The sequence below is a fragment of the Streptosporangium sp. NPDC001559 genome, assembly GCF_042893955.1.
Lineage (GTDB): Bacteria > Actinomycetota > Actinomycetes > Streptosporangiales > Streptosporangiaceae > Streptosporangium.
In genome coordinates this window covers 13,193-35,008 of record NZ_JBIAVG010000001.1, presented here as the reverse complement: position 1 = coordinate 35,008, position 21,816 = coordinate 13,193, and the positions used below count along the sequence as shown (strand labels likewise).

Sequence of the window (21,816 nt, the reverse complement as noted above, 5' to 3'; positions counted from 1 at the left end):
CACCGTGGCACTGGGTGACGCTCTCATAGCCCTCGGCGGCTCCTTCCTCGCCGCCGGGATCATCGCCAGGCTCGGCGGCCGGATCGGGCTGCCGACGATCCCGCTGTTCATGCTCGCGGGCATCATCTTCGGGCCGCACACCCCCGGGCTCGCCCTTGTGGAGAACCCGGCCGACCTGAAGGTCATCGCCACGCTCGGTCTGATCTTCCTGCTGTTCTACCTCGGCCTGGAGTTCTCCCTCGACAGTCTCATCGCGGGCGGCAGCAGGCTGGTACTCGCCGGGACCGTCTACATCCTGCTCAACGTCGGGGGAGGCCTGATCTTCGGGTTCACCCTCGGCTGGGGGACGAGGGAGGCACTGGTCCTGGCCGGGGTGGTCGGGATCTCCTCCTCGGCCATCGCGACCAAGCTGCTCGTCGACCTCGGGAGGATCGGCAACCCGGAGAGCCGCCTCATCCTGGGAATCATCGTGGTCGAGGACATCTTCCTCGCCCTCTACCTGGCGGTGTTGCAGCCTGTGCTCAGCGGTGCCGACTCCTTCGCGGCCGCCGCGCTCTCCTTCGGCAAGGCCTTCGCCTTCCTGATCGCGCTGACCGCGCTGGCCAGGTGGGGCACCCGGCTGGTCGACAAGCTCGTGACCACCAAGGACGACGAGCTGCTCGTGGTGATGTTCACCGGACTGGCGATCCTCACCGCGGGCGTCGCGGAGGAACTCGGCGTCTCCGACGCCATCGGGGCCTTCATGATCGGCCTGATCCTCAGCTCGACCAAGGTCGCGCCGCGCATCCGCCGGCTCGTCCATCCGCTCAGGGACGCCTTCGCGGCCCTGTTCTTCTTCGCGTTCGGCCTGTCCATCGAGCCCGGGGACATGCTCTCCGTCGCCTGGCCCGTCGCCATCGCGGTCGTGCTCACCCTGGTGCTCAACGTGGCAGCGGGGGCGCTGGCCGCCAGGATGAACTCCTTCGGCGCGGCACAGGCGGTGAACATCTCACTGACCGTGCTCTCCAGAGGGGAGTTCGCCCTGGTCCTGGCGACCATGGCCGCGGCCGCCGGCCTCGACGGCAGGCTCGCGCCGTTCATCGCCGGATACGTGCTCATCCTCGCCCTGTTCGGGCCGTTGATCGCCAGCCGCTCGGAGTGGTTCGCCCGCCTGCTGCCCGGCGGGCGCGAACGGGCCGAGGCCCTCTCCACGGGACCGAGGAGCTAGCGAGGCTCACAGGTCGCCTGCCCACGGAGGGTCGGCTCCGGGAACCGAACAGGTACGGGCGGCGGCCCCGGCCGCGAAGGCCGCCGCCCGCCCGGCCGCGTCCAGGTCGAGGGCGTCGAGCCGCCCGCCGAGCAGGCCGTCCGCGCGCAGCCGGTGCAGGAACGCGGCGGTGAAGGAGTCACCGGCCCCGACGGTGTCCACGACCCGTACGGCGGGCGCGGGCACCCTCACACGCAGGCCGTCCAGGGAGACGAGCGCGCCCCCGGGACCGAGGGTCACGACGACCAGCCGGGCGCCCGCGGCGTGCCAGGCGTCGCAGGCGTGCTCGGCCGTCTCACCGGGGCGGATCAGCTCCAGGTCGTCGAGGCTCAGCTTGACGACGTCGGCCAGCGCGCACCAGCGGGGCATCGCCTCCCGGTAGCGTTCGAGGGGGACGATGCCCGGCCGCACGTTGGGGTCGATCGAGACGGTCGCCCCGGCGGCGGCCCGCGCGAGCAGCTCCTCGATCCGCCCTGCCCCGGGGTCGTGGACCAGGGCGAGGGAGCCGGTGTGCAGGCAGACGGCGTCGCCGACCCGTTCGCCGGTCAGCTCCGCCGCACTCCACCGCCAGTCGGCCGCTCCCTCGGCGTGGAAGGAGTAGGCGGCCCGTCCCGCCTCGTCCAGGGTGGCGACGGCCAGGACGCTGGGCTCCGCCGCGCTCACGCAGCCGGTCAGATCGACGCCGGAGGCGTCCAGGTGGGCGCGGAACAGCTCCCCGAAGGGGTCACGGGAGATCCGCCCGAGAAAGCGGACGGGCGTGCCGAGACGGGCCAGGGCCACGGCGGTGTTGGCGGGACCGCCGCCGGGCAGGACCCGCAGGGCGAGCCCGCCGCCCGGCGCCGCACCGGTGACGAAGGCGTCGGCGACACACTCGCCGAGCACGGCGATCCGATCACGGGACACGTGACGGTCCTTTCCCGAGGCGACCCACCGAGCCGATTCTTACAATCGGGCGGGGAACGGGGACAGGGGGGACGTCGTGTTGCGCGGTCTGGAGATTCCCGACGAGGAGCGGCTCGCCGGGCGGATGGCCCGGCAGCTGGCCGGCCGGCTGCCGCCGGGGTGCGTGATCTCGCCCTGGCGCAGGGGCGCCGACTACGCCGCGCTGCTCGTCGAGGCGGACGGCGAGCGGCGGTTCGTGCTCAGGGTGCCGCTGCGGGAGGTCACCCCGACGGCCTACGACGGGACGGTCGACTTCGGGGCCGTTCTCGAACGCGAGGTCCTGGCGCACGGGGTTCTCGCCGGGGCGGGCGTGCCCGTCGCCGCTCTCAGGGGGTGGCGGCGCGCCCGGGACGAGGGGGAGCGGTCGTGGATGCTCCTGGACCTCGTCCCCGACGACGGGGTCGCCGAACTCGGCGAGACGCGGCTGCGCCGCCTCGGTGAGGTCCTGGCGCGTGTCCACACGACGGACGTTCCGGCGTCCCGGCGCGCGGGACTGGGCGCCGACTGCGCCCCGGAGGCGATGGCCAGGCGCATCGAGACCCGGGTGGGCGCGCTGGCCGCCCGCGTCCCCCTCGGCGGGCACCGGGCGCTCGTCGAGGCGGCCACGGCGGTGGCCGGGGAGCGCGCCGGGCGGGCGCCGCTGCGGCTGCTCCACATGGACCTGCGCCGGGAGAACCTGTGCTTCCACGGGGACGACCTCGTCGCGGTGCTCGACCTGTCCAACTGCACGATGGGCGACCCCGCCGCCGAACTCGGCCGGATGAGGGCCTACGGCCTGCTGGAGGGGCCGCTGCTCGCGGGGTACGGCCAGGCCGGGGGAGAACCGGCCGACGAGCGGACGGTCGCCGCCTACGCCGCCGACACCTTCGCCCTGCTCGGCCTGCTCGGCACGGACGAGTTCGCCGACCAGGCGCTGGTCGACCGGGCCGTGACGGGCCTCAGGTGGTGCGGGGAGGTGCTGTGCGGATGAGCGCCTCAGGTGAGGGTCACCGTTCCCGAGGTGCCGTCGACCGTGATCCGCAGGCCGGTGACGACGTGCTCGGTCGCGTGGGCGACGCCGACGACCGCGGGGATGCCGTACTCCCTGGCCACCACGGCGCCGTGTGAGTTGGCCCCGCCCATCTCCATGACCAGGCCGCCTGCGGTGAGGAACAACGGTGTCCAGCCGGGGTCGGTCGAGGGGCAGACCAGGATCTCCCCGGGTTCGAGGTGGGCCCCGACGGGGTCGAGGACGACCCTGGCCGTCCCGGTCACCGTCCCCGCCGAGGCGGGGGTCCCGGTCAGCGCGCCGTCGACCGGCTCCGCCGTGGCGACGGCCTCGGGTTCGGTGCCGTCGGACAGCACGACCCTGGGCAGGTGCCTGCGCAGCCGTTCCCTGTCCGCCTGGGCGCGCCGTTCCGCGACACGTGGCCGGGGGTTGCCCGCCGAACCGGACAGCAGGGCCCTGACCTCGACGATCGTCAGGAAGAAGACGTCATCGGAGGAGTCGAGGACGCCGCGGGAGGCCAGTTCGGCGCCGACGGCGGCCAGTTCGGCGCGCATCGCGGCAAGCACGGTCACCACGAGGAACTTGGGCAGCTCGCGCAGCCCGGCCAGGGCCCGCGCCCTGCCGAGGGCGAAGCGGACGAGCGGCCCGCGAAGGCCACCGGCCCGGGCGGCGAGTGTCCTGATCATGACGGCCGCCTCCGCGGCGCCCCTGGCGAACACCTCGTCGGGAGCCTGGGAGAGGTCGTCAAGGCGCAGGTAGTTGGCCAGCACGCCCAGGACGTGCGTGGGGTCCTCCGACCAGCGGGGCACCCCCAGGTCGATCTCGGCGACCGCGCGGACACCGTAGTCCGCGAGGAACTCCCGCAGCTCCCGCTGGACCGTCCGCGGCAGCGTCCCGTCGTGGAAGCGCCGGGCCAGGTCGGCGGCGGGGACGGCGAGCAGCAGGGCGGCGGCGTCGGCGTCCCGCCTGATCCGGCCCGCCAGCCGCCACAGGGCCAGGTCCATCTCGGTGGTGACGTTGTGCGGCAGCCCGCGCAGCACGGTCGTCAGCTCTCCGGGCCGCGCCCGCCCGCCCAGGAGACGGGCGGCCAGGCCCAGCATGGCGAACCCGGCGATGGGGCCGGGCACGATGCGGGGAAGCAGGGGGACGGTCCGCGCGCTCAGCGTGCGCTCGACCCGGTCGAGCCGCTCAAGCGGGGTGGCGCTCTCCGGCAGCGGCGCCAGCTCGGCCCGCAGCCGTGACCTGAGGCGTTCGACCCGCCCCCGCGTGGCCTCGGGGCTCAGTACGGCCCGCACGACGTTGGAGGGGACGCGGAAGCGGCGTGCGATCCGCAGCACCCGCCGTAGCGCGGGCAGTACTGAGCGCCGGGTCACCCCGAAGCGGGGGTCGTCGAACAGGCCGCGCAACACCACCGCCGACCTGGCCTCCATCACGTCCAGCAGCCGAGGCACGACCGTACGGCCGGCCCGCCCGCGCATGACGCCGGTGACGTCGAGGAACAGCCGCCCGGCCGCCTCGGTCAGCTGCGGGGCCCCGGCGGTCACGTCGGCCACCGGGTTCCCCGCCAGCGCCGAGATCGAGGAGGAGATCAGCCGGAAGGCCGAGACGCCCATCGGGGTGAACGGCGCGTAGACGCCCTGCGCGACGCTGAAGGAGAAGTAGATCCGGGGGCCGCCCTCCGCCCGCGCCGCGGCGCTCTCGGGGACGGGGAAGAGGGTGGTGATCGGTCGCGACTGGGTCAGCCACAGCGCGCCGTCGGCGTCGATGGCCCATTCGGTGTCCTGCGGGCTCCCGTAGTGTTCCTCGACCCGTCCGCCCAGCGCGGCCAGCGCCCTGACCTGGTCGTCGGTGACGCAGGCCGACCCCGTGCCGTCCCCGAGCCCGACACGCTCGACGCCGCCCCCGGGCAGCGGCCGCACGGCCAGCAGCTTGTCGCCGGGGCGCCGCCCGGTGATCCGGCCGGTCACGATGTCCACCACGAAGTGGTCGGGGTTGACCGAGCCGGAGACCACGGCCTCGCCGAGTCCGGGACCGGCGTCGATCACCGCCTCGTGCCGCCTGCCGGTGACGGGGTTGGCGGTGAACATCACCCCGGCGACCTCGGAGGAGACCATCTCCTGGATCACGACGGCCAGCAGGACGGACCGGTGGTCGACGCCGTTGGCCGCCCGGTAGGCGACCGCCCTGTCGGTCCACAGCGAGGCCCAGCAGCGCCTGACCGCGTCGAGCACGGCCTCCTCGCCCACCACGTTGAGGTAGGTGTCCTGCTGCCCGGCGAAACTGGCGTGCGGCAGGTCCTCGGCGGTCGCGGAGGAGCGCACGGCGACCGGGCCCGCGGGACCGCCGGGGCCGCGCACGCCGTGCCGTACGGCCTCGGCGACCTCGGGGGGCACCGGGGCGGCGAGTACGAGGGCGCGGGCCCTGGCGGCCAGCTCGTTCAGGGCCGTGACGTCCCCGGCGGGGGTGGTGGCCAGCGCGTCGAGCACGTCGCCGAGGCCCGCCCGCTCGGTGGCCGCGCGGTAGGCCCGAGTGGTGAGGCAGACCCCGGGCGGGACGGGGAAACCGGCCCTGGTGAGCACGCCGAGGTTGACGGCCTTGCCGCCTGCCAGGGGGAGAGCCTCCGCCCCGATGTCGGAGAACGGCAGGATCAGCGGGCTGGCGGACATCGGCGAGCCTCCACAAGGCCACGGGCGGTGATCGGTGTCTTTCCTCCGCAAACGTAGGTCGGCACGACCAGAAAGTCAACAAGTGATGAAATAAAGGGGAACGCCGCCGGGGCGGATCACGTCAACCGATCGATGGCGGGGCGGTAATCCGATAAGAAGAGGAGCATGACCACCGAGCAGACGTACGTCATCGTTGGGGCGGGCCTCGCAGGCGCGAAGGCCGCCCAGTCCCTGCGGGAGGAGGGTTTCGACGGCAGGATCACCCTTGTCGGCGCCGAGTCCGAGCCGCCCTACGAACGTCCTCCGCTGTCGAAGGGCTACCTCCTGGGCAAGGAGGACAAGGCCAAGGTCTACGTCCACGACGAGGCCTGGTACCGCGAGCACTCCGTCGAACTGGTGTCCGGCAGCCAGGTGACCGACCTCGACCGGGGCGCGCGCAGGCTGGAGCTGGACGGCGGAGGGCAGATCGGCTACGACAAGCTGCTGCTCGCGACCGGCGCCTCCCCGCGCCGTCTCGACGTGCCCGGCGCCGGACTTGAGGGCCTGCACTACCTGCGTGACCTCGGAGACTCACAGCGGCTCCGCGACGCGATCAAGGGCGGTGGCCGGGTCGTCGTCGTCGGAGCGGGCTGGATCGGCCTTGAGACGGCGGCGGCGGCCCGCGGGTACGGCTGCGAGGTGACCGTCGTCGAGCCGCGCCCGGTGCCGCTGCAGGCCGCGCTCGGGCCGGAGATGGGCGGTTTCTTCGCCGACCTGCACCGGCGGCACGGGGTCGACCTGAGGCTCGGCCGCCAGGTGACCGGTGTCCTCGGCGACGGGCGTGTCAGGGCCGTCGCGACCGACGACGGGGCGGAGATCCCCGCCGACGTCGTGATCGTCGGCGTGGGCGTGCGGCCCAACGCCGAGCTGGCCGTACTGTCCGGTCTGTCCGTCGACAACGGCGTCCTGGTCGACGCCGCGCTGCGCACGGAGGACCCCGACGTCTACGCGGCCGGTGACGTGGCCAACGCCTTCAACCCCCTGTACGGCACCCGTGTCCGCGTCGAGCACTGGGCCAACGCGCTCAACGGCGGCCTCGCCGCGGGCAGGTCCATGCTGGGCCAGGAGGTCGTCTACGACAGGCCGCCCTACTTCTTCAGCGACCAGTACGACGTGGGCATGGAGTTCTCCGGCTGGTTCGAGCCGGGTGGTTACGACTCCGTCGTCGTCAGGGGCGAGCGGGAGGAGCAGGCCTTCTACGCCTTCTGGCTCAGCGGGGGCCGCGTCGTGGCGGGCATGCACGTCAACCTGTGGGACGACGGCATCGGCCCGGTGCAGAACCTCATCCGCTCGGGCGTCGCCGTGGACGCCGGGCGGCTCGCCGACCCCGGGGTCCCGCTCGCGGACCTGGCGAAGCCCTGATCCGCGCGTCCTTTCGCCGGGGGCCGCTTCCCGAGCCCCCGGCGGAAGGCGCGAGAAGGTTCAGGAACGGGCGGCCTCGCGGGCGCGGCGGGCCTCGCGGCGCTCGACGAAGCGGGAGGCGGAGACCTCCAGACGGGCGAGGAACTCGGCGAGCTCCTCACGGGCCTTCTCGCCCTCGCCGTCGAGGTCCTTCACGTCGAAGACGGCCCACTGCCGCAGCACCGGCATGAGGACGTCGTCAATGTGCAGGCGCAGGTCGTAGATCCCGGCGTTGGCGATGATCATCGCCTTGCGGCTGAAGCCCTCGATGCCGGTTCCCGGCATCTGGAAGGTGGTCACCACGTCGGTGACGGCGCGCATCGTCTGGCTCGGGGCCAGCTTGAAGGCGGCGTCGAGAAGGTTCCGGTAGAAGAGCATGTGCAGGTTCTCGTCGGCGGCGATCCTGGCCAGCAGCCGCTCGCAGTTCGGCTCGCCGGAGGCCCTGCCGGTGTTGCGGTGCGAGATGCGGGTGGCCAGCTCCTGGAAGGAGACGTAGGCCAGCGAGTGGAGCACCCCCTCGTAGGAGTTGGTGAACCCCTCCTCCATGTGGAACATGCGGGCGCGTTCGAGGGCGACCGGGTCGACCGCGCGGGTGACCGTCAGATAGTCGCGCAGGGCGACGCCGTGCCGGGCCTCCTCCGCGGTCCACCGGTGCACCCAGGTGCCCCAGGCGGCGTCGCGGCCGAATGCGGTGGCGATCTCGTAGTGGTAGCTGGGGAGGTTGTCCTCGGTCAGCAGGTTGACGATGAGGGAGACGCGCGCCTCTTCGGGCAGTTTCGAGTCGTTCTCGACCCAGGCCTCGCCGCCGAGCACGCCGTCGAAGTCCCTGCCCTCGGACCACGGGACGTATTCGTGGGGGAACCACTCCTTCGCCACCTTGTGATGCCGGTCCAGCTCCCCGGCGACGACGGGCTCAAGCTCAAGCAACAGCTCGGTCTGGCTGAACTCGCGCATTGCGGTCTTCTCCCTCACAGACTACGGAACCGTAACCTACGTTAGCGTAGGTACCCCGAGGGTGGGTACGCGAGATGTCTCACCTCTGCCGCCCAGACCGAGGGCGGCGAGGAGGACGACCAGGGCGTCGCTCAGCACCAGCAGGCGCTGGAGCAGACCGTAGTAGCCGGGACCCTCGATGAGGGAGGAGACCAGCGAGCCCGGGTGGGCGGCCAGGAAGGCGGCCAGGAGTACCACCGAGAGCACGCTGACGACCGAGAGCAGCGGGTTCCTGAACCTCCTGCCGAGCAGCCAGCCCGCGCAGGGCAGCGCGGTGAAGACCACGGCCGCCGACCAGCGGTGGATCTCCCCGCCCGCCGAGACGGCCCCGGAGGCGGTGTCCGTGGTGAAGGCCGCGGTCAGCAGCAGGCCGACGGCCCCGGCCAGGAACAGCACCCGGGCGGCGGCGCTGCGCGCCGGGTCCACCCGGGCCAGGCCGTAGGAGACCCAGACCGAGCCGACGGCGAGCGCGATCGTGCCGAGGACCATCGCCGGGGCACTGGCGCCCAGCAGCGCGTAGTCGCTGATCAACGTCGTCATCGGATCGACCTGGCCCGCGGCCACGTGCGCGTAGAGCGTCGCGGCGACGGCCAGCAGTGCCGCCGCGACCCCCGGCCAGCGCCACACGGCGCGCGTGCCCGCGTTCTCCTCGTTCACGCCTCCTCCGCTTTCCTTTCCCGTGCCGACGGCGCCCCTGCCCAGGGCGCCCGCGCTCACCGCGCCACCTCCTGATAGATCGCCTCGAACCTGGCCAGGGAGGCCTGGTGGTCGTGGGTCAGCGCGATCGAGCGGCTCACGGCGCCCATGGAGGCGCGTGCCTGCGGGCTGCGCAGCAGGTCGCCCAGGTGCTTGGCCAGCCCCCGCACGTCGCCGGGGGCGAACAGGTGGCCGTTCTCGCCGGGCCGTACGAGGTGGGGCAGGGCCATCGCGTCGGCGGCGACGACCGGCAGGCCCGTCGCCATGGCCTCAAGCGTCGCGATGCTCTGCAGCTCCGCGATGCTGGGCATCGCGAACACGTCCGCCGCGGCGTACACCTGCGGGATCGTCTCGTCCGGCACGAAACCGAGGAAGATCACCCGGTCGCCGACCCCGATCCGGTGCGCCAGCCGCTCCAGCGTCGCCCGCTGCCCGCCGGTGCCGACCAACGCGATCTGCGCGTCGGTCTCGTTGAGGACGTACGGCAGCGCGCGGACGAGGTCCTCAAGCCGCTTCTCCTCGTCCAGACGCCCCACGAACAGCACCGTGTCCCGGTCGGGCAGGTCGAAGGCCTTGCGCGCCCACGCCCTGGGCTCGGCGTGCGGGTGGAAGCGGGCGAGGTCGATGCCGCAGGAGACGGCCTCGACCGAGCGGGTGAAGCCCCGGCCGGTGAGCAGCCCGGCGGCGATCCTGGTCGGCGTGGTGACCCGGTCGACACGGGAGAAGATCCGGTTGAAGTCGCGCCAGGCCAGCCGGGCGACCTGCTCCCGCAGCGGCCCGGGGACGTGCGCGAACTGGAAGAGGTTGTCGGGCATGAAGTGGTTGGTCGCGACCACCGGGACGCCGCCGCGCCTGGCCGCCGAGATCGCGGCCCTGCCGACCACGAAGTGTCCCTGGACGTGGAGCACGTCGGGGGCGATGTGCCGTACCAGCCGGTCGAGCCTGGAGGGGAGGGAGACGCGCATGGTCGGGTGGACCACCAGCGGGGCGGAGCGCAGCCGGTGCACGGTCACCCCGTCGAGGGACTCGGTCCTGGCCGGGCCCTCGTCGGAGCAGCAGATCACGTGGACCTCGTTGTCCCGTCCGGCCAGGCCACAGGCCAGGCGGTGGGTGAAGTAGGAGGTGCCGTTGACGTCCGGCGGGTAGGTGTCGGTGGCGATCAGAACCCGTCTCGGCCTCTGGGGAAGGGGGGACGGGGCGAGGATCGGGGCGGCTGAGGTGACCATCGATACTCCTTCATCGATCTAATCGGACGTTGGGGGACAGTGGGGTCGTGCGGGCCAGTGCGACCGTGCCCGCGGCGGTGAGGCAGGCCGCGGCGAGCGCGGTCAGCGTGCTCACCGCTCCGGTCGGCAGCGGTTCGCCGAGCAGCAGGGCCCCGAAGACGACGGCGGTGAGCGGGTCCGCCACCTGGAGCGCGGCGAAGGCGACGCCGAAGTGGCCGACGGCGTAGGCGCGCTGCAGCAGGACCAGCGCGACCAGGCAGGGCAGCGGTACGGCGAGTACCAGCCAGAGGTTCCAGTCGCCGTAGACCAGGACCCTGGTGAGGGTGGCGGTCGCTCCGTAGAGCACGCCCGCGGCCATGGCGAGCAGCCCGGCCCGTCCCGCCGGCGGAGTCCGCAGGGAGGCCGCCCACAGGGCCAGGGCGGTGATGGCCGCCCCCGCGAGCAGGGCCACCACCCCCATCGTGCTCAGGTGGGGGTCTCCGGTGCCCTGGGGCACGACCAGCACCAGGCCGCCGAGCCCGACGGCGATCACCGCGGCGGCGGACAGTTCGCGGGACGTGGGCCTGCGACCGCCGAGGGCGGCGGCGCAGGGCAGGGCGAACAGCAGGCTGGCCACGCCCATCGGCTGGACGACGGTGAGCGGGCCGTACCTCAGGGCGAGGACGTGCAGGCCGGTTCCGATCCCGATGGACAGCCCGCCGAGCAGCCATCGCGGGCGCCGGAACAGACGGCCGATCGTGGGCCGTTCCGCACCGGCCGCCTCGTGCTGCTGCAACGCGGCTCCGAGCGCGAAGAACAGCGATCCCAGCAACGCCAGGCCGACGGCCAACACGGTCATGCGCACTCCTTCCACTGCAGATGAAGACATGGCGAGATGGCCGAGACACCTCAAGGAGGCGACCGGTTGGGGTCTTCCGGTGAACCAGTGGCAGCGTCTCGCGGCACGGACCCCGGAACCATCGGGGTTCTCCCTGACTCCCCGGGGAATTCCCCGGGGTCGGGCTCGGGGGCGTCAGGGCCTCGTGGCCGGGGCGACGGGCCTTCTCCGAGGTGACGGAGTTCCCTCCCCGCCGGCGCGGGGGAAAGGAGGTAGGGGTCAGTCGCGGACCCCGGCCGCGGTCCGCTCGCGCCGCTCGGCCGTACGGCGCCGCCGGGTGAAGCGGACCACCTCGACCACCGCCGTGATCGACAGGGCGATGCCGAGGCCGAGCAGCAGCCCCTTGATCGGGTCGTTCTCGAAGGCGGCGCCGCCCACGAAGCCGATCAGCCCCGAGTAGATCGCCCAGGACACGGCGGCCAGGGCGTCGAAGAGGGCGAAGGAACGCCGGGGGTAGGCGACGGCGCCCATGGTGAGGGTGCACGCGGTCCGGCCCGCGGGGATGTAACGGGCCACGACCAGGACCAGCCCGCCGCGCTCGGCCAGGGCCCGTTCCGCCCAGGCGATCGCCTTACCGCTGCGCTTTCCGCCCCTCAGACGGCTGTTGGTCGTGCGTCCGATGGCGTACGAGATGTGGTCGCCCGCGAACGCTCCGAGCGCCGCGACCACGATCACCAGCCACAGGCTGGGCGCGCCGGTCGAGGCGGCGAAGACACCGGCCGTGATGACGGCCGTCTCCGCGGGGACCACGGGAAAGAAGCCGTCGAGCATGGCCAGCGCGAACAGCGCCAGATAGATCCACGGCGAGGACATCGCCTGGTGGACGGCGTCGAGGATGGCCTGTGTCACAGCCGCACTCCTGTAGGTATCGGGAACCGCACACAGCACGGTGCCGGGCGGCCCGCATGTCGGGCATCAGGGGGAGTCCCCGAGCTTTCGGGGAGCGCCCCCTGAGGGCCCCTCAGGGGCGCGTCATCTCGACCCTAGGAAGCAGAAGGCGGTCGGCACATCCCGCGTTCGGTCGTGGTGACCCCCTACTTTCGTCATGTGCCCTCCTGTTCCGGCAGGAGATCCCGCGGCGGCGGGGGTCAGTTCATCAGCCAGACGGCCAGGTTCAGCGCGCCCGCGTAGGTGACCCACAGCGCGTACGGCACCAGCAGCCAGGCGGCGGGGCGGCTGATCGGCCGGAACATGACGACGGTGGCCACGATCGTTCCCCAGAGCACCACGATCTCGGCGAAGGCGACGCCGTACAGGTGGGCGCCGAAGAACAGCGGGGTCCAGAGCGCGTTGAGGACGAGCTGGACGGCGTAGACACCGAGCGCGGGGGTCAGGCCGCGCGCCGACCAGGCCAGCCAGCCCGACAGCGCGATCATGATGTAGAGCACCGTCCACGCGGGACCGAACAGCCACCGCGGCGGTGCCCACGCGGGGCGGTCGAGCATGAGGTACTCCCCGCCCGCGTCTCCCGCCGCCAGCGCCCCGGCCGTGGCGACCAGGGCGAGGGCGAGGATGAAAATGGGCAGCACGAGCCAGCGTTTCGGATTTTCCGCGATGTCCATGAGGTCCTCCCTGCCCCTGTCTTCGTGGCTCAGACGAGGACGGTTTCCCCGGCGGGGAGGGAAACGCTCAGGCGGGGGCCGGGTCGTGGTGCAGGCGGCGCAGGACGCGACGGAAGGCGTAGACGGAGACGGCCGCGGCGAGACCGCTGATCAGCGCGACGACGCCGGTGCGGACCAGCAGGTAGGTGCCGATCGACTCGTGCAGCAGGAGCCAGATGCTCACCGAGGAGTTGGCCAGCAGCACGAAGGCCCACAGCAGGGTGATCCGGGCGAAGAACCGCCGAACCCGCTCGTGCCTGAGCACCGCGGAGGGCAGGTGGATGTAGTCGAGGGTGAGCTTCTGCGCCAGGGGCCGGTTCAGCCGCACCGAGGCGAGGAAGGCCATGCTGATGCAGATGGTGCCCAGTTCCGGCTGGAGGAAGTAGACCACCGCGCTTCCGCTCCACAGCCCGAGCAGCGCCCGCACGGTGATGGCGATGGCGGCCAGCACCATCGTCCCCGGCACCCTGACCCGCCGTACCAGGCGCCAGCCGACCCCCGCGTAGACCCAGCTCACCGCCGCGATCAGGGCCCCGTTGAGCCCGAGCACGGCCAGAGCGGCGTAGAAGACGGCCAGGGGGGCGACCACCCCTTCGAGGAGCTTGGGCACGGCCTGCCGGACCAGGGCGGTGAGGCGGGGCAGGACGACGGGCGGATGGCTCATGACGCTCCCCAGGGGATGGCCGCCGGACGTCTCGGGTCGGGGGACGGCGGAGACTCCCGTGCCGGACGGCGATTCACCGTATCCGAGCCGGGTGAGTGCCCGAGCCGTCCCGCCGGGGCCGGGAGACGTCAGCCCATGGAGGCCGTGGCCAGCTTCGCGCCGAAGCCGAGGAAGAGCGCGCCGACCCCGGTGGTCAGCCCTGCGGCCAGCTTGCGGCGCGTCCTGAACTGGGCGGCGAGGAACGTTCCACCGAAGATCAGCAGAGACAGGTAGAGCATGCTGAACACCTGGCAGATGACGCCCAGGATCAGGAACGACAGCGCGGGCATGCCGTAGGCCGGGTCGACGAACTGGATGAAGAAGGAGATGAAGAACAGGATCGCCTTCGGGTTCATCAGGCTGATCACGAGAGCCTTGCGCAGGGGGTTCTCCCCGCCGCGCCGGGACGCGGTCCGCGTCGTCCCTCCGGCGGCCTGTACGGCCTGGGCGTCCTGTGACGTCCGCCAGGAGCGCCAGGCGCCGCGCAGCATCTGGAAGCCGATCCACGCCAGGTAGGCCGCGCCGGCGTACTTGACGACGTTGAAGAGGATCGGTGTCGACTTCAGCAGTGAGGCGACCCCGGCGGAGGCGAGCACCATCAGGACGCTGTCGCCGATGAACACCCCGGCGGCCGCGCGGTATCCCTGGCGTACGCCGCGCTGCGCGGCGGTGGTGAGCACGTAGAGCGAGTTCGGGCCGGGCAACAGGATGATGAAGAAGGCACCGAGGACATAAGTCCATATGTCGGTTATGCCGAAGAACATGGTCGTGCTCCAGGGGGACGTTACGTGACCCGTCACACGCTACCGTCACGCTTCGTGCCGCTTTACCTTTAATCCCTATCGAATTACCATGGAAATGACTCGGGGGTGACGTCGGACGACGAGTGAGGTCGTGAGATGAGCGAGACCGATCCCCCTGCGGAGACCCCCACGGGAACCCCGGTGGAGAGCGAGGGCCGCACGGCGGTCAACGAGGACTGGGCGGCCACGATCGTGGGCCTGGTGCTGCTGGCACTGGTCCTCGTCGGTGTGATCCCCGTAGGGCTGGTGCCCTGATGAGCATCGAGGAGACGAACGTCGTGTCCCGGCGTCAGGGCGGCGCCGGATGGGCGCTGTCGGGCGTCCTGGTCGTGCTGCTGCTTGCCGCGGCGACCCGCTATCTGGACCAGAACGTCCCCGAACTGCTCAAGGGGACCCCGCTCGGGAGCATCGCGGCCACCGTCGAGTACCCGGTCTACGCGATCGTCATCGGGCTGGTCGGCAACGCCGTGCTCACCCTGGCCGGGGTGCGAGAGCGCCTGTCCGGCGGCTTCAGGACCGAGTTCTTCATCAAGACCGGCCTGGTCCTGCTGGGCGCCTCGATCAACCTCAGGGTGATCGTCACGGCCGCCGGTCCCGCGATCGTCCAGGCGATCGTGCTGATCACCTCGGTGTTCCTGTTCACCTGGTGGCTCGGCGGCAAACTGGGTCTTGAGGAACGGCTGCGCGCGCTGCTGTCGGCCGCGGTCTCGATCTGCGGGGTGAGCGCGGCCATCGCCGCGGCGGGCGCCGTACAGGCCAGGCGTGAACAGCTGGCCTACAGCGCGAGCCTGGTGATCGCCTTCGCGCTGCCCTCGATCTTCGTCCTGCCCTGGCTCGCGGGCGTGTTCGGGCTCAGCGACGAGGTCGCCGGGGCGTGGATCGGCGGCAACATCGACACCACCGCGGCGGTGACGGCGGCGGGCGCGATCGTCGGCGACAACGCGCTGGCGGTCGCCAGCATCGTCAAGGTCACCCAGAACGCGCTGATCGGCGTCGTGACCATCGGGCTGACCGCCTATTTCGCCTTCCGGGTCGAGCGGCGCCCCGGCACGCGCGGGCCGGGTCTCGGCGAGTTCTGGCGGCGCTTCCCGAAGTTCGTGCTCGGCTTCGTCGCCGCCTCGGTGATCGCCACCTGGTGGCAGGGCACGGTCGCCGTCACGCAGGCCAAGGCGGTCATCGGGGAGGTGAACGACCTGCGGGTCTGGTTCCTGATCCTGGCCTTCGTCAGCATCGGCCTGGAGTTCAGGGTCGCCTCGCTGCGGGAGGCTGGCTGGCGTCCGGTCGGGGTCTTCGCCGCCGCGACCCTGGTCAACGTGGTCGTCGCCCTCGGGCTTGCGCTGGCGCTGTTCGGCGGGTTCAGCGCCTCCTGAGATCGGAGTCCGGTACGGCGGGCCGTCGCGACGGCCCGCCGTTCGTCCTGTCGTGACCTTCCGGCCCGGTCCACGGCTCGGCGGTCCGCCTCCGTGTCACACGGCGTCGCCGGCATGCTCGTCTCCGGACCGCCGGGCGGGGGAGGAGGCGGTTGTTCCCGGGAACCGGCGTCTCAGCCGCGGTCGGCCAGGGGCTGGACCCGGTGCGGGACGACCGTGGACAACGTGATCACCGTGCTGCTGCGCCGTACCCCGGGGATCGTGAGGGTCTCGTCGATGACCTCCTGGATGTGCTCGTGGTCGCGGCCCGCGATCCGGCACCAGACGTCACCGGGGCCGGTGACGATGTGGGCCTCCAGGACCTCGGGGATCGCGGTGAGAGCGGCGGAGATCTCGGCCCTGGAGACCTGCTCGACCTCCAGAGTGGTGAAGGCCTGCACCGGGTACCCCAGCGCGCGGGGGGAGAGGTTGGGGCCGAAGTCGGTGATCACCCCGTCGGTGACCATCCGGTCGAGGCGGGCCTGGACGGTGCCCCTGGCGACGCCGAGGAGACGGGAGATCTCCAGCAGCCCGGTCCTCGGGCGTTCCCTGATCAGGTGGAGCACCTTGCGGTCGAGCTCGTCCAGGCCGTTCCGCCGTGCTGCCAATCTGTCCACCTCCGAAGTGCGCGCCGTGCCCTTCACTGACGATCTGGCAGTGAAACGGCGGGTGTGTTGCCCAGTCTGGGACTGCCAATCACACTACGCCTGCATATATGGCATATACGGCAAAGATGGAGGAGAAATGGCACGCGAGCATTCCCACCCTTTCATTCCTTACCGGCCCACGCGGTACCCCGAGGCCGAGATGGTGGAACGGGGCCGCAGGTTCTACGAGCACATGGACCGGCGCAGGAGCGTGCGCTTCTTCAGTGACGAGCCCGTGCCCCGCGAGTGCGTGGAGCTGGCGATCAGGGCCGCCAACACCGCGCCGTCCGGAGCACACCAGCAGCCCTGGAAGTTCATCGTCGTCGGCGACCCGGAGACCAGGAAGCGGATCAGGGAGGCCGCCGAGACCGAGGAGCGGCAGAACTACGAGGGTGGCCGGCTGACCGCCGAGTGGCGCGAGGCCCTGGCCCACCTGGAGACCACCTCGGACAAGGGCTACCTGGAGACGGTGCCGTGGCTGGTGGTCTGCTTCGCGGAGAAGTACGGCGTCCGCCCCGACGGCACCCGGGTCAAGCACTACTACGTCAACGAGAGCGTCGGCATCGCGTGCGGGTTCTTCATCGCCGCGCTGCACGAGATGGGTCTGTCGACGCTCACCCACACCCCGAACCCGATGGCGTTCCTGACCGATATCTGCGGGCGTCCCGGCAGCGAACGACCTTACATTCTGTTCCCGGTCGGTTACGCGGCCCACGACGCGGAGGTTCCCGATCTCACCCGTAAACCGCTGTCACAGGTGCTCGGCGAGGAGTGAACGGCGCGCGGAGGCGGAAAGGAGGGCGGATTTTGGAACGTGCCTAGCTGGATCGTTGAATCCTTGAGCTTTTGGGCCTTGTGGCAAATCTCTGTCAAGGCTACGATCGCGACAACTCTTAGGAAACTTTCCTAAAAGAAATGAGGAGACGAGACGACGATGGTGCGCCCCCCACCGCCTTGATCGATCGCGAGCTGCGAGAACGCCAAGACGGCAGTCATCACCATGTGAAGGTCCGGCCGTTCGGACGACTCCACCCCCCAGGTTCCCCTGTCAAGGGAGCGATCATGTGGCGTACCCTTCCCTTACTCGTCCTGACTGAGGTTGCAAGCTCCCCACACGGGGTGTTCGCGCCAGGTGGCACCACCACCGCCACCCTCGTCCGGCCTTGTGGCCGGTGGTCGGGGCCACGGGGCGGGCACACGCCCAAGGATGTCACCATCGCGGTTCCCGCGCACCGGCAAACCCGGCGCGAGAACACGCCGCCCACCGGTCACGGGCGGCATCTCGGCTCCATCATCGCCTTGACCAGCGTTTCGACCAGCGTGAGCCGTAACGACGCGGCCACGCGGAACACCCCGGGCGATCCGCGCGTGTCCGCACGGGCCGAACACACCGTCGGCCGGACTCCGCGGGTCGGCGTACAGCCGGTCATCACCGGTGAACACCAGAAGACCGGGCACGCGACCGGTACGGCGAACCAAGAGACGACCAGCGACGGCGCCTCTTCGTTCGGCGTGCCGGGCGACGGCCTGCGCTGAACCACGGCGTGGACCCGGCCTTCCTGCGGCCCCGGGACCGCGCCCTACCCGCCGTACGGCTTGCGCTCCGCCTCCTCGCCGCCTGCAGAGGAGCACCCCCCAAAAAGGAGCGCGAGCCGTACGGCCACCCCCCCACCGAATGCATGAGGTTAACGTGAGATTTCGCGTCATAGCCGGATCGCTCGTCGCCGCGGCGGCCCTCGCCGCGGCGGCGACGGCGGTCGCACTCCCAGCACAGGCCGCCTCGGCCACCGCGACCTTCGTCAAGGTCGGTGACTGGGGGTCGGGCTTCGAAGGCAAGTACACGATCAAGAACGACAGCGGCACCGCCATGAGCAGCTGGAAGGTCGAGTTCGACCTGCCCGCCGGTGTCAGCGTCGGCTCGTTCTGGGACGCCACGCTGACCAAGAACGGCCAGCACATCACCTTCAGCAACGTCGGCTGGAACGGCAGCGTCCCCAGCGGCAGCAGCGTGAGCTTCGGCTTCCTGGGCACTCCGGGTGGCGCCAACTCCGTGCCGCTGAACTGCAAGCTCAACGGCGCCGACTGTGGTGGCGGCAGCACCGAGACCGCCCCGGGCAAGCCGGGCGCGCTGACCGCGACGGGTGGCCGGAACGGCATCGCCCTGTCGTGGAGCGCCGCGAGCGGCACGGTGACCGGCTACAAGGTGTACGAGGGCACGACCCTGCGGGCCACCGTGACCGGCACCTCGGCGACGATCTCCGGTCTGGGCGACTGCGAGTCGCACACCTACACCGTCGCGGCCTACAACGCGGTCGGCGAGGGTCCGAAGAGCGACCCGGCCAGCGCCACCACGAACAACTGCGGCCCCGGAGTCCCCCAGAAGACGGGCGGGCTCACCGCGACCGGCGGCGCCAACAGCGTCGCGCTTTCGTGGAACGACGTCACCGGCCCGATCTCGGGATACAAGGTGTACGAGGGCACGACGCTGAAGGCGACCGTGACCGGCACCTCGGCGACGATCTCCGGTCTGGGCGACTGCGAGCCGCACACCTACACCGTCGCGGCCTACAACCCGGCAGGCGAGGGACCGAAGAGCGACCCGGCCTCCGCCACCACGACCGGCTGCACCACCACCCCGCTGCCCAAGCACTTCCTCACCGGCTACTGGCACAACTTCGACAACCCCGCGGTCGAGCTGAAGCTCGCCTCGGTGCCGAAGGAGTACGACCTGATCGCCGTCTCCTTCGGCGAGGCCAGCTCCACCGCGGGCGAGGTCGTCTTCGGCGTCGACCCGGGCCTGTCGGCCTCCCTGGGCGGCTACACCGACGCCCAGTTCAAGGCCGACGTGCAGACCGTGCACTCGCGCGGCCAGAAGGTCATCCTCTCGGTCGGCGGTGAGAAGGGCCGCGTTCAGGTCTCCAGCTCGGCCGCGGCGACCAGGTTCGCCGACAGCGTCTACGCCCTGATGCAGAACTACGGCTTCGACGGCGTCGACATCGACCTGGAGAACGGCCTCAACGCCACCTACATGGGCCAGGCCCTGCGGTCGCTGCGCGCCAAGGCCGGCTCCGGCCTGATCATCACGATGGCGCCGCAGACGATCGACATGCAGTCGCCGGGCGCCGAGTACTTCAAGCTCGCGCTGAACATCAAGGACATCCTCACCGTTGTCCACACGCAGTACTACAACTCGGGCTCCATGCTCGGCTGCGACAAGATGGCGGCCTACTCGCAGGGCACGGTCAACTTCATGACCGCCCTGGCCTGCATCCAGCTTGAGAACGGTCTGCGCCCCGACCAGGTCGCGCTCGGCCTGCCCGCGGGCCCCGGCGCCGCAGGCGGCGGCATCGTCGCGCCCTCCATGGTGAACCAGGCGCTGACCTGCCTGGCCACCAAGACCAACTGCGGCTCCTTCGTTCCCCCGAACGCCTACCCCGGCATCAGGGGCGCGATGACCTGGTCGATCAACTGGGACGCCAGCAACAACTGGAACTTCTCCAAGACCGTCAAGCCGCACCTCGCCACTCTTCCCTAGGGAAACACCTCCCAGGGCACACAGCCGGTACGGCCCGCGTCTTCCGCCCCCGGGGCGCGGGCCCTACCTAGGTCACGACGAAGTGACACCCCCCAGGTAAGACCGCACTTCTCGCACCTCTTCCCCATGGAGGGAACATGCGTCCTCTTCGTATTCTCGTGGCGGCGGCCATCGCCGCCTCGGGTGTACTGCTCGCCTCATCCCCGGCCAGCGCGGCCGGGGTGACGGCGACCTTCACCAAGACCTCAAGCTGGGGCTCGGCCTTCGAAGGCAAGTACACGATCAAGAACGACAGCGGCGCCGCCCTGAGCAGCTGGAAGGTCGAGTTCGACCTGCCCGCGGGCGGCAACGTCAGCTCCGCCTGGGACGCCAGCCTGACCAAGAGCGGCACCCACTTCACGCTCAGCAACGTCGGCTGGAACGGCAGCCTCCCGTCCGGGAGCAGCGTGAGCTTCGGCTTCATCGCCTCCCCCGGTGACGCGACCCCGACCGGTTGTAAGGTCAACGGCGCCGACTGTGGCGGTGGCACCTCGGAGACCGCCCCCGGCAAGCCCGGCGCGGTGACGGCCACCGGCGGTTCCAAGAGCGTGTCCCTGTCGTGGGGCACGGCGTCCGGCACGGTGACCGGCTACCGCGTCTACGAGGGCTCCACGGTGAAGGCGACCGTGACCGGCACCTCGGCGACGATCTCCGGTCTGGGCGACTGCGAGGCGCACACCTACACCGTCGCGGCCTACAACGGCGCGGGCGAGGGTGCCAAGACCGACCCGGCCAGCGCGACCACCACCGGCTGCTCCACCGGCACCCCCGGTGCCCCGGCCAACGTGACCGTGAGCGGCACCACCGACACCTCCATCTCGCTGTCGTGGGGCGCCTCCTCGGGTACGGTGACCGGCTACCGCGTCTACGAGGGCTCCACGGTGAAGGCGACCGTGACCGGCACCTCGGCGACGGTCTCCAACCTGGGCACCTGTGAGCCGCACACCTACACGGTCAAGGCCTACAACTCTCAGGGCGAGTCGGCCGCCAGCGCCGCCGTCACCGGCACCACCACGGGCTGCACCAACCCGAACCCGGCCAAGATGCCCGGCGCGCCGTACCTCTACATGGGCTGGGGCAACCCGCCCAGCGTCACCACCGTCATGAACGCCACCGGCATCAAGTCCTTCACGATGGCCTTCATCCTCGCCCAGAACGGTTGCAACCCGGCCTGGGACGGGCAGCGTCCGCTGACCGGTGGCACCGACCAGGCCGCGATCAACGCGGTCAAGGCCGCGGGCGGCAACGTCCAGATCTCCTTCGGCGGCTGGAGCGGTAACAAGCTCGGCCCGAACTGCTCGACCCCGCAGGCCTTCGCCGGCGCCGTGCAGAAGGTCATCGACGCGGTCGGCCCGGCCGTGGTCGACTTCGACATCGAGAACACCGACGAGTTCGAGAACTACACCGTCCAGGACCGCATCCTCAACGGTCTCAAGATCGTCAAGGCCGCCAACCCGAACGTCAAGATCGTCGTGACCTTCGGCACCGCGACCACCGGCCCGACCAGCCACGGCGTCCGCCTGATCAACCAGGCCAAGGCGCTGGCCGTGCCGATCGACAACTACACGATCATGCCGTTCGACTTCAACGGCGGCGCGAACATGTACCAGAGCACGGTCAACGCGGCCGAGGGCCTGAAGAACGCGCTGAAGTCCGCCAACGGCTGGACCGACGCGCAGGCCTACGCCCACATGGGCATCTCCGGCATGAACGGTCTGTCCGACCAGCAGGAGGTGACCAGCCCGGCGACCTGGCAGCAGATCACCGACTACGCCAAGTCCAAGGGTCTGACCCGCCTGGCCTTCTGGTCGACCAACCGTGACCGCCCCTGCCCCGGCGGCGGCGTCCAGGAGACCTGCAGCGGCGTCGCGCAGGCCGACTGGGAGTTCACCAAGATCACCGCCGGCTTCTAGCCGGTACGGCCCGCGGCCCCGTGCACCGGGCCGCGGGCCGTACCTCCATGACACCCCATGACACCCCCCACACCCCCCAGAAGTCCCATGAG

At 71.1% G+C, this 21,816-nt stretch carries 20 protein-coding genes; 9 read left to right on the top strand and 11 right to left on the bottom strand.

The features are described 5' to 3' along the window. Positions 1-4: 4 nt before the first annotated feature. On the top strand, positions 5-1,207 hold the full coding sequence (locus ACFYY8_RS00150) for a cation:proton antiporter (RefSeq protein ID WP_390035567.1): 1,203 nt from the start codon (positions 5-7) through the stop codon (positions 1,205-1,207). A gap of 6 nt (positions 1,208-1,213) precedes the next feature. On the opposite strand, the gene ACFYY8_RS00145 is transcribed toward ACFYY8_RS00150, so the two are convergent. Further along, positions 1,214-2,149, bottom strand: coding sequence for a carbohydrate kinase (locus tag ACFYY8_RS00145; RefSeq protein ID WP_390035565.1), 936 nt, complete (start codon positions 2,147-2,149; stop codon positions 1,214-1,216). Positions 2,150-2,225: 76 nt separating this feature from the next. On the opposite strand from ACFYY8_RS00145, the gene ACFYY8_RS00140 reads away from it, so the two are divergent. Then, positions 2,226-3,158, top strand: a complete 933-nt coding sequence (locus ACFYY8_RS00140; protein WP_390035563.1) for a phosphotransferase family protein — start codon at positions 2,226-2,228, stop codon at positions 3,156-3,158. 5 nt (positions 3,159-3,163) lie between these two features. Here ACFYY8_RS00140 and ACFYY8_RS00135 read toward each other — a convergent pair whose 3' ends face one another. Then, the gene (locus ACFYY8_RS00135; protein WP_390035561.1) at positions 3,164-5,842 is read right to left on the bottom strand and encodes a PEP/pyruvate-binding domain-containing protein; all 2,679 of its coding nucleotides are present in this window, start codon (positions 5,840-5,842) and stop codon (positions 3,164-3,166) included. A gap of 165 nt (positions 5,843-6,007) precedes the next feature. On the opposite strand from ACFYY8_RS00135, the gene ACFYY8_RS00130 reads away from it, so the two are divergent. Then, a complete protein-coding gene (locus ACFYY8_RS00130; protein WP_390035559.1) occupies positions 6,008-7,243 on the top strand; it encodes an NAD(P)/FAD-dependent oxidoreductase in 1,236 nt (411 codons plus the stop codon). A gap of 60 nt (positions 7,244-7,303) precedes the next feature. On the opposite strand, the gene ACFYY8_RS00125 is transcribed toward ACFYY8_RS00130, so the two are convergent. The 8 genes from ACFYY8_RS00125 to leuE all read right to left on the bottom strand — a co-directional run bounded on the left by ACFYY8_RS00125 (position 7,304) and on the right by leuE (position 14,142). Continuing rightward, positions 7,304-8,236 (bottom strand): acyl-ACP desaturase, encoded by a 933-nt coding sequence (locus ACFYY8_RS00125; RefSeq protein ID WP_390035557.1) that lies wholly within the window; start codon positions 8,234-8,236, stop codon positions 7,304-7,306. A gap of 36 nt (positions 8,237-8,272) precedes the next feature. Further along, complete coding sequence (locus ACFYY8_RS00120) at positions 8,273-8,992, bottom strand: DUF998 domain-containing protein (RefSeq protein ID WP_390035555.1); 720 nt, start codon at positions 8,990-8,992, stop codon at positions 8,273-8,275. Continuing rightward, positions 8,989-10,197 (bottom strand): glycosyltransferase, encoded by a 1,209-nt coding sequence (locus ACFYY8_RS00115; RefSeq protein ID WP_390035553.1) that lies wholly within the window; start codon positions 10,195-10,197, stop codon positions 8,989-8,991. The genes ACFYY8_RS00120 and ACFYY8_RS00115 overlap by 4 nt, the downstream gene beginning before the upstream one ends. 10 nt (positions 10,198-10,207) lie before the next feature. Next, the gene (locus ACFYY8_RS00110) at positions 10,208-11,035 is read right to left on the bottom strand and encodes a DMT family transporter (RefSeq protein WP_390035551.1); all 828 of its coding nucleotides are present in this window, start codon (positions 11,033-11,035) and stop codon (positions 10,208-10,210) included. A 258-nt stretch (positions 11,036-11,293) separates the two neighbouring features. Beyond that, on the bottom strand, positions 11,294-11,923 hold the full coding sequence (locus ACFYY8_RS00105; RefSeq protein ID WP_390035549.1) for a DedA family protein: 630 nt from the start codon (positions 11,921-11,923) through the stop codon (positions 11,294-11,296). Positions 11,924-12,162: 239 nt separating this feature from the next. Then, entirely contained in the window at positions 12,163-12,636 is a 474-nt protein-coding gene (locus tag ACFYY8_RS00100; protein ID WP_390035547.1) for a TspO/MBR family protein, read from the bottom strand. A gap of 67 nt (positions 12,637-12,703) precedes the next feature. Then, entirely contained in the window at positions 12,704-13,339 is a 636-nt protein-coding gene (locus ACFYY8_RS00095) for a VC0807 family protein (protein ID WP_362909688.1), read from the bottom strand. A gap of 128 nt (positions 13,340-13,467) precedes the next feature. Further along, positions 13,468-14,142, bottom strand: coding sequence for a leucine efflux protein LeuE (gene leuE, locus ACFYY8_RS00090; RefSeq protein ID WP_390035544.1), 675 nt, complete (start codon positions 14,140-14,142; stop codon positions 13,468-13,470). A 135-nt stretch (positions 14,143-14,277) separates the two neighbouring features. Between leuE and ACFYY8_RS00085 the strand changes: the two genes are divergently transcribed. Together ACFYY8_RS00085 and ACFYY8_RS00080 are read left to right on the top strand one after the other, a co-directional pair. Continuing rightward, positions 14,278-14,436: a hypothetical protein gene (locus ACFYY8_RS00085; protein ID WP_390035542.1), complete on the top strand. Its 159-nt coding sequence runs from the start codon at positions 14,278-14,280 to the stop codon at positions 14,434-14,436. Continuing rightward, entirely contained in the window at positions 14,436-15,551 is a 1,116-nt protein-coding gene (locus ACFYY8_RS00080) for a YeiH family protein (protein ID WP_390035540.1), read from the top strand. Before ACFYY8_RS00085 ends, ACFYY8_RS00080 begins: the two co-directional genes overlap by 1 nt. A 173-nt stretch (positions 15,552-15,724) precedes the next feature. On the opposite strand, the gene ACFYY8_RS00075 is transcribed toward ACFYY8_RS00080, so the two are convergent. After that, positions 15,725-16,207, bottom strand: a complete 483-nt coding sequence (locus ACFYY8_RS00075) for an Lrp/AsnC family transcriptional regulator (protein WP_390035538.1) — start codon at positions 16,205-16,207, stop codon at positions 15,725-15,727. Between the two features lie 127 nt (positions 16,208-16,334). Between ACFYY8_RS00075 and ACFYY8_RS00070 the strand changes: the two genes are divergently transcribed. From ACFYY8_RS00070 to ACFYY8_RS00055, 4 genes are all read left to right on the top strand, one after another. Continuing rightward, positions 16,335-17,012 (top strand): nitroreductase family protein, encoded by a 678-nt coding sequence (locus ACFYY8_RS00070; RefSeq protein WP_390035536.1) that lies wholly within the window; start codon positions 16,335-16,337, stop codon positions 17,010-17,012. Between the two features lie 287 nt (positions 17,013-17,299). Continuing rightward, the gene (locus ACFYY8_RS00065) at positions 17,300-17,773 is read left to right on the top strand and encodes a hypothetical protein (protein ID WP_390035534.1); all 474 of its coding nucleotides are present in this window, start codon (positions 17,300-17,302) and stop codon (positions 17,771-17,773) included. Between the two features lie 154 nt (positions 17,774-17,927). Further along, positions 17,928-19,772 (top strand): cellulose binding domain-containing protein, encoded by a 1,845-nt coding sequence (locus ACFYY8_RS00060; RefSeq protein ID WP_390035532.1) that lies wholly within the window; start codon positions 17,928-17,930, stop codon positions 19,770-19,772. 137 nt (positions 19,773-19,909) lie between these two features. Continuing rightward, the gene (locus ACFYY8_RS00055; protein ID WP_390035530.1) at positions 19,910-21,724 is read left to right on the top strand and encodes a cellulose binding domain-containing protein; all 1,815 of its coding nucleotides are present in this window, start codon (positions 19,910-19,912) and stop codon (positions 21,722-21,724) included. Positions 21,725-21,816 lie beyond the last annotated feature (92 nt).

What these genes read in the sequence shown, in the direction of transcription:
- ACFYY8_RS00135 (WP_390035561.1), bottom strand. Translation starts at nt 5,842, where the DNA reads ATGTCCGCCAGCCCGCTGATCCTGCCGTTCTCCGACATCGGGGCGGAG.
- ACFYY8_RS00125 (WP_390035557.1), bottom strand. Translation starts at nt 8,236, where the DNA reads ATGCGCGAGTTCAGCCAGACCGAGCTGTTGCTTGAGCTTGAGCCCGTC.
- ACFYY8_RS00095 (WP_362909688.1), bottom strand. Translation starts at nt 13,339, where the DNA reads ATGAGCCATCCGCCCGTCGTCCTGCCCCGCCTCACCGCCCTGGTCCGG.
- ACFYY8_RS00055 (WP_390035530.1), top strand. Translation starts at nt 19,910, where the DNA reads ATGCGTCCTCTTCGTATTCTCGTGGCGGCGGCCATCGCCGCCTCGGGT.
- ACFYY8_RS00100 (WP_390035547.1), bottom strand. Translation starts at nt 12,636, where the DNA reads ATGGACATCGCGGAAAATCCGAAACGCTGGCTCGTGCTGCCCATTTTC.
- ACFYY8_RS00065 (WP_390035534.1), top strand. Translation starts at nt 17,300, where the DNA reads ATGTGGCGTACCCTTCCCTTACTCGTCCTGACTGAGGTTGCAAGCTCC.
- ACFYY8_RS00115 (WP_390035553.1), bottom strand. Translation starts at nt 10,197, where the DNA reads ATGGTCACCTCAGCCGCCCCGATCCTCGCCCCGTCCCCCCTTCCCCAG.
- ACFYY8_RS00085 (WP_390035542.1), top strand. Translation starts at nt 14,278, where the DNA reads ATGAGCGAGACCGATCCCCCTGCGGAGACCCCCACGGGAACCCCGGTG.
- ACFYY8_RS00130 (WP_390035559.1), top strand. Translation starts at nt 6,008, where the DNA reads ATGACCACCGAGCAGACGTACGTCATCGTTGGGGCGGGCCTCGCAGGC.
- ACFYY8_RS00080 (WP_390035540.1), top strand. Translation starts at nt 14,436, where the DNA reads ATGAGCATCGAGGAGACGAACGTCGTGTCCCGGCGTCAGGGCGGCGCC.
- leuE (WP_390035544.1), bottom strand. Translation starts at nt 14,142, where the DNA reads ATGTTCTTCGGCATAACCGACATATGGACTTATGTCCTCGGTGCCTTC.
- ACFYY8_RS00070 (WP_390035536.1), top strand. Translation starts at nt 16,335, where the DNA reads ATGGCACGCGAGCATTCCCACCCTTTCATTCCTTACCGGCCCACGCGG.
- ACFYY8_RS00110 (WP_390035551.1), bottom strand. Translation starts at nt 11,035, where the DNA reads ATGACCGTGTTGGCCGTCGGCCTGGCGTTGCTGGGATCGCTGTTCTTC.